We start from the raw sequence: 13,406 nt of genomic DNA on the forward strand, positions 1-13,406 counted from the left end.
ATGGGGGATGCCAAGGGCTTGATTGTCATAACCTATCCAGTAATGGTTGCTCTAAAACACCAATGAAACACAAATTTTACAAGTTGATTTTGTACCATTGCTGCAAAGTTATTGAATAAACCGCTATAGGCCGTGAAAAAATTGCAATAAGGATTGTGCCATTGTGCAGGATTTTTCACAGCCTATATTCTAAGAATTAAAATGAGCGCTGGAGACGGATGATACCCGCAACAGCATGGCGTCCTTTTTGCGATTGTTGGACGCGATAAAGACCATCATTGGTTTTATAACCATAATCATTATTGAAATTTGCATAGGCAATTTCAGGTGTTAGCACGAGGCCAGACGTAATTTTAATTTTAACATTGGCAGAGGTGACAAAAGTACCAGCATCTTCGTAAGCGGCTTGATAATTAAATGACAGCTTTTTGGAAATATCATAAGTACCACCAATCCAAGCAGCCCAATCGCCGCCCCAATCGCCATAGGCGCTATTAATCTGGCGATAAACGCCTAATCGACGGCTACCATCAGCAAAGGTTTTTATGCCATTGCTACCAAATGATTTATCAACATTGTAATAGTCATCAGCAGTTTTATAGGCCGCCATTGCCCAGAAAAAAGCTTTATCTGTGAGTTGTAGATTTAGCCGCACGCGCATCGCCCATTCTTGATAATAGGAATCATAGGCGGCAACACCAGCGATAGAACCCCATTTTTGGCTATATTTTAAACCCGTCACAATATGGGGGGTATAGTCGTCAATTTGTTGGCGTAACGCATAGGCATGGCTTACAAATGGTTTGCCAGTATTATCCATTCTGTATTGATAGCCAGTGCTTTCACTACCATAGCCTTGTTCAAGCGCAATAATCGCAGAAATACCATTTTTATTTTCATAGGTATAGCTAATCGCATTGGTGCGATGGCTAGCTGGCCCGATGACATCGTCTGTCAAAACATCGCCATAACCGTCGGTCCATTCATAAAAAGCGGTTTCAGTAAGGCCAATGCGCACGCCCGCAAGATCAATATAACCGCGCCGTAATTGGCTAGCAGAACCATCCTTACCATCTTTCCATTCCGAGCGCAGGCTGATTAAGGTGGTCATCGTTCCAAGTTCGGTATCGGATTTTGTTTCAAATTTTAATTCAGCACGGGTTTTTGAGCGATATGTGTCATTCTGGTCACCAAAAGCTTTGCTGACCGTTTCTCCACTCACATCGTCACCAACTGCAATTTCATGGCGGACATAGCCAGAAATCTTCATACAGGTTTCAGTGCCAGGAATATAATAATAGCCTTTGCCATAAGCATCGCAAACACGAACATAATCAATCGGCTCAGCTGTTGGAGCATCTTGTGCTTGTGCATTGTGAAGTAAAGCTATTGATAATAAAGTGGCTGGCAAAATTGCCTTTAAAGGCTTCATCTTTTAGGTCCTGACAAAGTGCGTTCATGGTGCATCACAAAATTGCAATTTGTAAATAAGCAATAAATATCCTTTGTTAACCTTGCTAGAGGATAACATCATTGCCGATTTTGGTTTAGCAAATTTATAATGATTAAGTTGTAATATTTTCTACGGTATGTATTTTTTGAAATTATATTAAATCTTGGGTAATAATTAAAAGATTTATTTTAATTGGTAAAAATACTCATAATTGCTTTATAGATCGAAATTATTACATTTTTTTTACAAATATAAATTAAAATAATATTTTTAATATTATAGGCCTTAAATATTTTTGGGCTATTCGGACATTTTGAAGTATTTTTAAAATGTCCGAATTTAGTTTTATGATTATGTTTGGCCAAAATTTAACTGTTACTTATAAAGATCAATTTTATGTTCAAATTGTTGGATTTGGGCATTGTTACGTTCAATAAATTGATCAAGACGGCAAAGTTGTTGTTCTTTATCTTTTATACAAGACTCATTGCCAAAATCTTGTGATAATGGAGCATTGTCGCCATTAAGCTCAGTCAAGTTGCGCCATTGATCAAGCGAGCGTGCCGTGAAGGAAACATTGATGGCATAGACCTTATTGACGTCATCATAATAGCGCTTAAAAATAAGCATGCCGCCGGGTGGAATGTCATTGGCTGGATAATTACCAAGATGCCAATTGGCATCCACAATGGTTTGGATTTGTGATATATTGGTATCATGGCCTACAAAGACCACCAAAGGTGCATTAAGGCGATCATAGGTGTTTGTTTTTTGATCTGCAGTCCCTGCCGCTAATGCATTTAAGATTTGCCCCATTAAAACATGGCCACCGTGGGTTGCAATTTCTTTCGTATTGCTAACGAGATCATATTTTGCGGCATGCAAAACCATTAATTTGGCAACATCGTCAGAATTTTTAACATTGCCAAAGGCAACATTTTCCAAGGGTAAGCCTTCGCTATATTGTAGGCGGATCGTCTCGGCAATGGTGCTACCAGCTGATACCGGGCCAGTTAATTTATACTTGCCCGGCTTTTCACTTTTAAAGCCCCATTTTTCATCAAGAAATTTACAATCATCGCTTTTATCGCCGCATACTGCGGCTCTTAAACGGGCAACATCATCAGCATATTTTTTTTCTGCCGCTTCTGGTGAGCCACCCATCGCAGCAAGGACTTGTTGTTCAACGATTTTAGGGTCAGGTTGGGCAAGCTCTAAATCAACGGCTTGGAAAAGCGGATCATCTGTTTCGAGCTCTAAATGTTGCGGGGCAATACCACAACCTGGAAACATGCCATCCCCAACTGCTTGCGCTGTGGCAACGGTTCTTTGCACTGGGCTTGCCCATAAAAAATAGTCTTTAGAAGTTGGGCAGCCATTGGCAATAGGCAAGCCTTCAGCTCGCCATGTATCAAGTATATAGTGCGATTGCTGAACAATGCCAGCATAGCCATGGCCAGTTAAAAAGCCATCGGGTACAATCCATTTTGGCCATTGACGGCCAGTATTTTCTTCAAGCTTTTTGGTGTTGGTTTGCGGCCTAACGCCATGGCGCATTAAAACCACCACCTTATCTAATTTAAAATTGGGGGCGAGTTTAGTGCGCATATCATCACTAACATATTGCGCATGAGCTTGGTTGCTGATTGCCGATAATACAAGGAGACTACCAATAATAGCTGCGCTTGCTAGCGTTTTTACCATCAATTTAGATAAACCAAAGGATGATTTTATCTCAATAACAGGTTTTGAAATATCAGATGACATGATGCCCCCAAAGGAATTTAAAAATTGGTAATGAATAAAAGAAGTACTATTCTAAATCCGCTATAATCTTTGCTTTTACTTATGAAAAAATTTAGGTGCATCATTCAAACTATACACTGCTATTGGCATAATTTTTTAAAAATAGCTATTTTCAATAAAAGCTCAGCGTGTTGAATAATCTATCAAGATTACAGTTAAGTGACAGTCTTATTTTTCTTGCTCAAAACTTAATTGAACAAAGTTCAATTGATAATTGTCTTAAGTTTAACGGTGGATACTGCTGGGATGAAGCTTTACCGCGTCTATTTTACTAATGGAAATCACGAGATTTCGGCAAAATGCGCACCTGTCGTGGATGGAGTGCGCTATTATTATCATTATCAGTGAAGCGCTCGGGCATTTGGGCAAGATTTAACAGCTCACTTGTTTGGTCAATAATTTTCTTCGCCACCACATGCACCACGCCTGATGACGCATCACGCTCAACATAACCATGCACCTCGATTAATTTTGCACTCATTACCTCGCGGCGAAATTGCGCCAAAACTTTTGTCCACACCACGATATTGGCAATGCCGCTTTCGTCCTCAATGGTTAAAAATACCACGCCTTTTGCGCTGCCAGGTCTTTGCCGCACGGTTACAATGCCGCAAATTTTAACTCTTGTACCATGGTTGCAATTTTGTGTAGCGCTTACACAATCAATAACTTGCCTTTTTGCCAAATTGGCTCGCAAAAAACTAACCGGATGGGCTTTTAGCGATAGGCGTGTGGTTTCATAATCGGCAATCACTTGTTCACTTAGTTCCATCACTGGCAATATTGTTTTTTCTTCCATGCCAATATCTTGAGCATTTACTTGTTTAAACAGCGGCAAGGTTTCATCATCGGGTAAGCGCCGCGTTGCCCATAGGCTTTCACGTCGATCAAGATTGAGCGAGCGGAAACAATCGGCATCGGCTAAAAGATTATAGGCGCGCCGTGGTAGAGCAAGACGGTGATGTATTTCTTCAATGGAATGAAAGTCACCGTTTTCTTGCCGGTTTTTTGCAATAATCTCTGCCCAATGTCGTGAAAATCCGTTAATTTGCCGAAAGCCTAAACGCACGGGGAAAAAACATTGCTGGGATTGTTTTATGTCCTTTTTTTCCAAATGATTATCCCAAAAGGAAAGATTGATATCAATCGGCTTAATTATCACATCATGCTCTCTTGCATCGCGGATAATTTGCGCAGGTGCATAAAATCCCATCGGCTGCGAATTTAATAAAGCGCAGGCAAAGACATCAGGATAATGGCATTTTAAAAATGCCGAAACGTAAACAAGATGGGCAAAGCTTGCTGCATGACTTTCGGGAAAGCCATATTCGCCAAAGCCTTCAATTTGTTTAAAGCAGTTTTGTGCAAAACCAATATCATAGCCACGCTTTACCATGCCGCCAATCATCTTGCCGCCAAGACTGCTTAATTTACCCGTGCGGCGAAAGGTTGCCATGGCGCGGCGTAAATCATTGGCTTCATCAGGGGAAAATCCTGCCGCATCAATAGCAATACGCATTGCCTGCTCTTGAAAAAGCGGAACCCCAAGAGTTTTATTTAATACTTGTTTTAATTCGTCCTTTGGGCCAAAAGCTGGATCGGGGGAGGGGAAGGAAACTTGCTCTTGCCCATTGCGGCGGCGTAAATAAGGATGCACCATGTCACCCTGAATGGGACCAGGTCGGACGATGGCAACTTGAATAACCAAATCATAAAAATTTTGTGGCCTAAGGCGCGGCAACATATTTATTTGCGCGCGGCTTTCTACCTGAAAGACGCCGATAGAGTCGCCTTTTTGTAGCATGGCATATGTTTGTTCATCATTTGCTGGTAAAGTATAAAGACCATGATTGATGTGATAAAATTGTTTTAACGATAAAAAAGCCTTACGGATCATAGTTAGCATACCAAGCGACAAAACATCTACTTTCATCAATTTAATTTCGTCAATATCATCCTTATCCCATTCAATAAAAGTGCGATTTTCCATAGCGGCAGGGCCAATGGGTACAATTTCATCAAGGCGTTCACGAGATAAAACAAAGCCACCAACATGCTGCGATAAATGGCGCGGAAATCCAATCAACTCACCAACAAGTTGCAAGGCAAGGTAAATACGCGGATTATCAGGATCAAGACCAGCTTTTTGTATATGCTCGCCTTTGGCCTCTCCGCCGTGAGATCCCCATATCGTACCGGCAATAGCATTGGATATATCTTCGCCAAGGCTTAGAACCTTACACACGTCTCTAATTGCACTTCGTGCGCGATAGCTGATGACAGTTGCAACTATGGCTGCTTTTTCTAAACCATAACGGCGGTAAATATATTGCATCACTTCTTCACGCCGCTCATGCTCAAAATCAACATCAATATCGGGCGGTTCATCGCGTGCTTTTGAAATAAAACGCTCAAACAAGAGATCTATTTCATTGGGATTAACATTGGTGATACCAAGGCAATAGCAGATGGCAGAATTGGCGGCCGATCCGCGCCCTTGGCATAAAATGCCCTGTTCTTTTGCAAAAGAAACAATATCATAAACAGTTAAAAAATAAGGTGCGTAATTAAGTTCATCAATTAAAGTGAGTTCTTTTCGAATGATGGCAGTGATTTTATCTGGAATTGCATTTTTATAACGCTCATTTGCGCCTTGCCAAGTAAGATCGCTTAAATAGTTTTGCGGATCCTTGCCTTGTGGCACTGGCTCATCAGGATAGCTATAGGAAATTTCATCAAGTGAAAAGTGAATGGGAGTAACAAAGTCTTGTTGCGCTAAAAGACTATCGGCATAATTGCGGTAAATTCGCTGCAATTCGATTATCGGCTTCATATGTCTTTCAGCATTTTTAGCAAGCTGATAGCCAGCTTCATCAAGACTTGTATGTAAGCAAATTGCAGTAAGAACATCTTGCAATGGTCTGCGCTCGCTACGATGATAAAGAATATCTGTCGTGGCAATGAGCGGAATATTTACCTGCTGGCTAAGGGTCAGTAATTTGGCTGCGCGCCTTTGATCGCTGCCCATATAGGCCATATCAAGAGCAAGCCAAACTTGCCTTGGTGCAGCATTGACAATTTGCAATAATTGGCTTTTTAAAGTTTCAATCTCTTTAATAGTGGGAATGGTTGCTGGTGCAATTGTAATAATTTGGAAAAACCGCGCGCGAAAGCAAAAATCTGCCCAGCTAATATGGCACTGCCCTTTGATTTGTGAGCGCATTTTTCCTTCGCTTAATAGGCGGCAAAGCTGGCCATAGGCTGCACGGTCACGCGGATAAACAATTAAATCAGGCATATTATCGGTAAATTGTAAGCGGCAGCCGACCAAATAGCGAAAATCTGGATTTTCTTGCTGTATTTTACGGGCTGCGGTTAAGCCACGAATAATGCCGGCAAGACTATTAATATCGGCAAGGCCAATGCCGCTATATCCAAGCTTCGCGGCTTCCTCAATCAGCTCATGGGGGTGGGATGCGCCTTGCAAAAATGAATAATTGCTGCGTGTTACCATTTCAAAAATTGCAACCATTTTGGGCTACCTTGAATTTTTAAGCAAATAGGCCATGCAAAAACCATTTTGGCGAAGCTTTTTCGCTGTAAAGTCCATAGCGAAAAATCCAAAAACGCCGGCCAATTTCATCTTCCACCCGATAATAATCGCGGGTGGGTGCAGAATTTTTCCACCATTCTGCACCAATACGCTCTGGCCCTTCAGCAAGGCGGATACGGTGTAAAACACGTCGCCAACGAAAAGAGGCAGGTGGGCTGTCGGGAACGGCAGCCACCACATCAATCGGTTGCGGCGGCACAAAAATGCGGCAGGGGCGTTCTGCGGCCTCTTGATTTTGAGCAAAAAACATCGCCTCATCAAAATGATCTGTTTTTACCTTGCCGGCATAAAGCGCGGGTTGCCATGCAAAGGCTTTTTCGGGGATATGGCTTTGGTGAAGCTCAAGGCGTAAAACCCGATCATGCCCTAAACGGGTGGAAAGCCTATCAATAAAGCTAGTAATTTCACTATTATCTTGGGATTTTACAAATAGATTTTGCTCCACTGCAACAATTTTTTCACATTCAAGAGCTGCAAAAGCAAAAGCATCAAAACCATAACCAATATCTAGTGGCGTTGTCAAAGATGTAAGACGCTCTTTAATCAGCCGCATTAATTGCGCCGCTTCGTTTAAGGGCTTACTTGTTTCAATGGCAATGATTTGCCGTGCGCCATCAACTCTAAAAAATGCAATATGGATAAGTTTTGCACCTTCACCGCAATCACGCAATTTTTTACAAAAATCTTGTGCTAGAGGTTCTAATACGACAATCATCTGATCTTCGTTCATCACTGGATCATTAAGGCGACCAATTTTATAGTATAAAGGTTTAGGCGTAATTGGTGAAATGGGATGATGTTTCTGCCCATAGAGTAATTGTAATTTAGTAACTGGTACTGCGCCAAACCGGGCATTTAATGCAGCAGGCTTTAAATTGCGTATTGCACCAATGGTTTTAAAGCCAGCCTTGGTTAAGCCATGATAAATTGCCCCCTCAAGCTCTAAGGCTTTAAGTGGCATTGTATCAAGTGTAGGAGCTAAATTTTGCTTTTCAACAATTCCACCCTTGCCAAAACGCGCAAAAATACGTGCCGCATGGGGTGTCGTCGTGATAGCGGCTTTGGTTTCAAACCCCAAATTTTGATAAAATTCTATAACCCTATCAAGCATAGTTTTTGCGCCACCAAAAAGATGATCGCAACCGGTAATATCAAGCATTAAACCAAAGGGAAGATTATAGGCGATAAGCGGCGTAAAACGCTCAGCAGCTTCAGCTAGCCATTTTAAACAAGCACTATCCTTATGCGGCTCGCTCATTTGTACTTCAAATTCTGGAAAAATGGCTTTAGCTTCGCTCATGCTTTGGCCAATATAAAGTCCTTTTGCTGCTGCCTGCCGGTTGATAGCAGTGATAACCAGTCCCGATGCCTGACGGCTAATTAAAGCCAAGGCATTGTTTTCACTTTTAACTGGCGTGTTTTTTTGCCTTGAACGCATGATGCGATTGGTTGGTAGGTATGGAAAATAAAGGGCGAGATAAAGTCGGTTCACTAAAGGTTTTGTCATGAAAGTTCCATTCCATAGACCAATGGCCAATGCCGCCAGAGCGGTTACGAATAAGTTCAACATCAAAAAAAGGCGCACCGGGTGCCATTGCACCCGATGAGATTGATTGGCCACTTGCTATGCGCCAACGTGTAAAAGCACTGCTGGTTTTGGGGGCGTTTTTGGCCATGAGCATGAAAGCTGGAATATTGTTTTTTTCACTGGCAAGATGCAAACGGCGACTGGTGGTAAAATCCAACGCTTTGCAACTATCCGATAGGCTTAAAACAACACCGCTAATATTTTTTAATTGTAATGCGTCATCACCAGCTTTTAAAACATCGGTTAAATGGGCGCAGCGGATAAGGATTAATTGCGAAGGATCAAGCCCCATAGCAATAATGCCATAGGGATTTAAACCACCATATTCAAACAAAATGCCATCATCTTCAATCCAGATAAGCGGTTGTAAGCTTTGACCCTTATTGGCACGTAAAATTAAAGCTAACACAAAACCATAAGCGGCTTGCCAATGCGATGGGGCAGGGACAATTTCATGTAATGATCCACGCAAAATTGGCTTTATAATCTCATCTGCTTCACTTAAACCTAAGCAAAAATGGCTAAATTCAACATTATTTAGGCTTTGATGATTATAATTTGTATCAGCTTTATGAAAATGGTCTATTTGATTATTTGATAAAATGTGCGCAGCTGGACGGCCTTCCATTTTGGCAATTTGCTGACGCAATTTGTTTAAATTAGCTTGATCCATGCTCGACTCACATTTAATATGTTCTTGTTTTGTTCTTTATGCTGGATAAAGCAAAAAGAGTCAAGAATGCAAATGTGATGGCCATTTTATGGTAATGAGTGCATCAGAAAAATTAAGAGTTAAATCTATGATATAGTAATTAAAAAACCATATTTCATTTTTCTATTTAGCGGGATTATCTGTTTGATATTTTTAATGTAGATATAAAGGTAGAAATATTAAAGCTGCAATATAAAGACCTAAGCCAAATGATAAATGCGCATTTAAACTTTTAACACGAGCTATAAAAGGTTGCGGGGTTTTATTGGCTGCAAAGCCAAAACCAAATGCTGGTTGCATGATAAAAAAAGGCATGACTGTACTTATCAAGCCCATGACTAAAGCAGGCCAAAGGCTTGGGTGTTGTAGCCAGTTTTTACCAGTAAAATAGATGAAAATTGCTGCAAAAATAATGCCTATAAGATAATGAGAAAACCATCCTAATATTTTTTCACCCGCGATCGGCTGGCTTTTAAAAATATTATTGTGGCTTAATTGGCCGTGGCGCATATGGCCAATTAAGCGGCCAACTAAACGATAATCAAGAGATGAAATGGCAAATATTTTTTGTAAAAATAATGCCCATAAATCCATAATCAATGTTGCTCCGATGCCAATAATTATGATTGAAAAAAATAAATCAAAGTCATTCATAAATATTGTCCCCTTAATCATTCAATCAATATATTGAATGATTAATTTATGGTAATGACAATGTCAATAAAATATTATATAGGGTGCTAAAGGTGTATTGTTTGGTTTTTCAAAAATTGTGTGACAGAGGCAAACAAGAATTCATATAATTATTTTTATTGTTTAAATGAAGAACTCATCATGACACAAATTGAGCTTGTATATATGGAAAAAATGGCTGATATTGCAAAAACTTTAGGGCATAGCCATCGCTTAAGTTTATTGAACCATATTGCTCAAGCAGAACGTTCCGTTGAGGTTTTGGCAGAGCTTTGCCATTTGTCGATTGCCAATACATCGCAGCATTTACAACATTTGCGTCGAGCTGGTTTTGTTGAAACGCGCCGCGAGGGTAAAAATATTCATTACCGTTTAGGCGAGGGACCAATAATTGGCCTTTTATTGTCTCTACGTGATTATGTTGAGTTCCAGCAAGTGGCTATGCAGCAAGTTATCAATGATAGTATCAGTAAACTTTCTAAGTTAGAAGCTGTTTCGATTGAACAATTATTGGCGGATATGCATGATCAAAGCATCGTGGTTTTGGATGTGCGCTCACATGAAGAATATGCAAGCGGCCATTTGGTTGGCGCAATCAATATTCCAACGGCTGAACTAGGACAACGCTTATCAGAATTACCGCTTAAGAGTTATATTGTCGCTTATTGTCGTGGGCCTTATTGTGTTTTATCGACTGAGGCAGTGCGTATGCTCAATTCTAAGGGATATAAGGCGAAGCGTTTAGCTGCTGGATTTCCCGAATGGAAAGCAGCAGGCTTACCCATAGGATAAAATCTTTCATAAAATTATTGAATGTTTCTTGTTAAGTGCAATTAATGATTTGGTGATCAAATCACGGATAAAGTTTTTATGGTAGATAAAGCAAAAAGAGTCAAGATTTCAAAACTAGTAGTAAATTATACAAAAGTGAGTTTTATAAATAGTCAATCACTAGGGACTGGACTATTTCGTGCAAATTAATGGAGTTTGACTCTAAAGCGGTAAAGCCCAAATAGGAGTAAACAAAATAAATGATAGAGATTATAAAAGGTTTTAAATATAATCTTTCGCAAAATGAGTTAAATTCTTTACTTGAAATGGGCTGGTTTCCAACAAGAAATGTCGATATTGAAAAAAATGTCTAGCCTTATTAAAGATGGCTGTATAATTTCAGATTTTGCAGTGAATTTTGCACGTCAATTTGATGGACTGTTCAAAGAATGGTGCCATTCTAGACATAAAACGTTATTAGCTGAATTTGATTTAGGTGGTTCAATAGCATTTGAGAAACCTGATTATCAGCGGTTTACTGATAATGGTCTTTTAGAAATAACTCCTATAGGTGAATATATAGTTCCTTCAGGCCTTTTAACGGATAAATTTGGAAATTTTTATTCTTTTGATGTTTGGGATCATATTGTCAGGCTTGGTTCATTTTGTGAATTTTTAAAAGGGTTATATTATGGAAAATTTAATTATACTGAAATTTATTTTAGATGAATAATTGTAAAATTATCCTCAGTAACGAATATTTTTGAGAAAATATTGTATGTAAACTAAGCACTTTTTTGTAATAGGTGGATTAAGATTTTATTTGTGATAACTTATCAAAATCGTTCCTTTTAAAACATCCCATATGGGGTGAAAAAGTTTAGTCTTTAAGCTTGTTAGCTTATAGGATACCTTAGATAAGTGAACTTAAAAGCAGGTTATGTTCCCTCGCATGAGGACAATTACTTTTCATTTATCCTCCCATTTAGCAACTATAATACGATATAGGCTATTTTTCGGCTTGGCTTACGTGAAGCGCCGCAGCACTGTTTCCCACGCTGATGGCTTCCGCGAGTGAAGCGCCTTTGAATAGCTCTGCTGCAAGTACCCCAATAAATTTATCGCCTGCACCATGAGTGCTCACAAGTTTAACCTTTTGGGCTGGAATTTGCCCTGTCTCACCGTTTTGGCAGGCAAATGCAACGCCATCGCCACCAGCGGTAACAACAATATTGGGATAATCTTTAACCAAAATTTTTGCGGCTTTCAGCGCAGCTGTAAGCGAGTTGATTGGTGCACACTTGGCTAATGCTTCGGCTTCAACTGTGTTGACAACCAAAATATCAATAAGTTTTGCGAGTTGTGAAGATAAAGGGCGCGCTGGTGCTGCATTTAAAATAACTGTTCCCCCAGCCTTGTGCATGGCTTGCGCCGCATGAACATTTGCTGTGTCTTGTATTTCATTTTGTAATACAAGAATTGAACCGTTACAAAATACGTCTTGGGCTGCGATTACGTCGTCTTCACATAAGGCAAGATTACTACCCGAAACAATAACTGCACCATAATCGCCTTCTGCATCGAATATGGCAACACTCATGCCAGAGCCGTCACCTTCAATAGTGCGCAGCCAACGGGTGTCAACGCCATGATGATTGAAATTATCTTTTAAAACCTGTCCAAATGTGTCTGATGCTACCACGCCGATCATGACGGATTTTACGCCATGATTTGCCGCCGACACAGCTTGATTGCCGCCTTTCCCGCCACATTTAGGGTGCCATGCCGTACCAGCAACGGTTTCACCTTTTTTTGGGCGATCTGGGCTTTTAACAATGATGTCGTAGTGAATACTACCAAATACAACAACGGCAGGGGTGATGGTCATATGAATTTATCCTTGCGCTTGGAGGCTACCGCAGTTCTGGTCTTGTTAAGACCACGTTCGGCGGCATCATAGTCACGTTGTGCGACAGCTACGAAAATAGCATCGAGAATATTGAGCTGCGCAATGCGAGCCGCAGCATTTTCGCCCATTAATGGTGAGCCTTGTGCTGTGGAACATAAAACCACATCGGCTTGTTGGGCAAGTGGGGAGGATTTATAATTGGTAATAGCAATTGTGCGTGCACCATTGCGGCGTGCCAATTGCAATGCCTCGATGACGGCAACTGTATTGCCTGAATGAGAAAAACCGATGGCGATATCCTCATGCCCAAGTAGCGATGCCGACATCAACATAATGTGAGAGTCATCATAAACGCTGGATCTAACCCCGATACGAAGAAATTTATGCGCGACATCACGCGCAATTTGGGCTGATCCGCCTGCACCATAAAAATCACGTTGCCGTGCATTATAAATGAGATCTGCAGCGCGATCAAAAGCTTCAATGTCAATAATCGCCAAGGTTTCTTCTAAAGCTTGAATAGAGGTGCGAAAGACTTTTTGGACGATTTGCTGTGATGTATCTTCGGGCGAAAGTTCTTGATGCATTTCGGCAGTAGGCAAGCGGTTATATTCGCTAACGGCACTGCGAAAATCCCTATAGCCGGAGAAGCCTAGCTTTTTTGCAATTTTAACCACCATAGCTTCGGATACGCCCGCTTCTTCAGAAAGTTCTTTAAGCGGCGTTTCATCGTCAAATCTTCTAAGCGAAAAAACCGTTTCAACCACTCTTGTTTCAAGAGGGGTAAGGAGCGGCATCATCATTCGAATATGAGGCCCGACGGCTTTGAAGTTTTTGTTAAATTTCATCGACGTTGCTTTC

General features: G+C 40.7%; 10 protein-coding genes. 2 read left to right on the forward strand and 8 right to left on the reverse strand.

Annotated features, from left to right (window positions below; all coding sequences use genetic code 11):
* Positions 1 to 196: 196 nt before the first annotated feature.
* The 6 genes from N6B01_RS00200 to N6B01_RS00225 form a co-directional block, all read right to left on the reverse strand.
* Positions 197 to 1,432, reverse strand: coding sequence for a porin (locus N6B01_RS00200; protein ID WP_262079337.1), 1,236 nt, complete (start codon positions 1,430 to 1,432; stop codon positions 197 to 199).
* A gap of 396 nt (positions 1,433 to 1,828) precedes the next feature.
* Positions 1,829 to 3,220 carry a histidine-type phosphatase gene (locus N6B01_RS00205; RefSeq protein WP_262079338.1) on the reverse strand — a complete coding sequence of 464 codons (1,392 nt, stop codon included), beginning with the start codon at positions 3,218 to 3,220 and terminating at the stop codon, positions 1,829 to 1,831.
* A gap of 310 nt (positions 3,221 to 3,530) precedes the next feature.
* Entirely contained in the window at positions 3,531 to 6,791 is a 3,261-nt protein-coding gene (locus N6B01_RS00210; protein ID WP_262079339.1) for an error-prone DNA polymerase, read from the reverse strand.
* 19 nt (positions 6,792 to 6,810) lie between these two features.
* On the reverse strand, positions 6,811 to 8,379 hold the full coding sequence (locus N6B01_RS00215; RefSeq protein WP_262079341.1) for a Y-family DNA polymerase: 1,569 nt from the start codon (positions 8,377 to 8,379) through the stop codon (positions 6,811 to 6,813).
* Positions 8,279 to 9,133 carry an ImuA family protein gene (locus tag N6B01_RS00220; RefSeq protein ID WP_262079343.1) on the reverse strand — a complete coding sequence of 285 codons (855 nt, stop codon included), beginning with the start codon at positions 9,131 to 9,133 and terminating at the stop codon, positions 8,279 to 8,281. Before N6B01_RS00220 ends, N6B01_RS00215 begins: the two co-directional genes overlap by 101 nt.
* A gap of 192 nt (positions 9,134 to 9,325) precedes the next feature.
* Positions 9,326 to 9,826, reverse strand: a complete 501-nt coding sequence (locus N6B01_RS00225) for a DUF2938 domain-containing protein (RefSeq protein WP_262079344.1) — start codon at positions 9,824 to 9,826, stop codon at positions 9,326 to 9,328.
* Between the two features lie 180 nt (positions 9,827 to 10,006).
* On the opposite strand from N6B01_RS00225, the gene N6B01_RS00230 reads away from it, so the two are divergent.
* On the forward strand, positions 10,007 to 10,657 hold the full coding sequence (locus N6B01_RS00230; protein WP_262079345.1) for an ArsR/SmtB family transcription factor: 651 nt from the start codon (positions 10,007 to 10,009) through the stop codon (positions 10,655 to 10,657).
* A gap of 336 nt (positions 10,658 to 10,993) precedes the next feature.
* The gene (locus N6B01_RS00235) at positions 10,994 to 11,365 is read left to right on the forward strand and encodes a hypothetical protein (RefSeq protein WP_262079346.1); all 372 of its coding nucleotides are present in this window, start codon (positions 10,994 to 10,996) and stop codon (positions 11,363 to 11,365) included.
* A 280-nt stretch (positions 11,366 to 11,645) separates the two neighbouring features.
* Here N6B01_RS00235 and N6B01_RS00240 read toward each other — a convergent pair whose 3' ends face one another.
* Together N6B01_RS00240 and N6B01_RS00245 are read right to left on the reverse strand one after the other, a co-directional pair.
* Positions 11,646 to 12,524 carry a ribokinase gene (locus N6B01_RS00240; protein ID WP_262079347.1) on the reverse strand — a complete coding sequence of 293 codons (879 nt, stop codon included), beginning with the start codon at positions 12,522 to 12,524 and terminating at the stop codon, positions 11,646 to 11,648.
* A complete protein-coding gene (locus N6B01_RS00245; RefSeq protein WP_262079348.1) occupies positions 12,521 to 13,393 on the reverse strand; it encodes a MurR/RpiR family transcriptional regulator in 873 nt (290 codons plus the stop codon). The genes N6B01_RS00240 and N6B01_RS00245 overlap by 4 nt, the downstream gene beginning before the upstream one ends.
* Between the last annotated feature and the right edge of the window lie 13 nt (positions 13,394 to 13,406).

It is taken from the genome of Bartonella sp. HY406 (assembly GCF_025449315.1).
Classification (GTDB): Bacteria; Pseudomonadota; Alphaproteobacteria; order Rhizobiales; family Rhizobiaceae; genus HY038.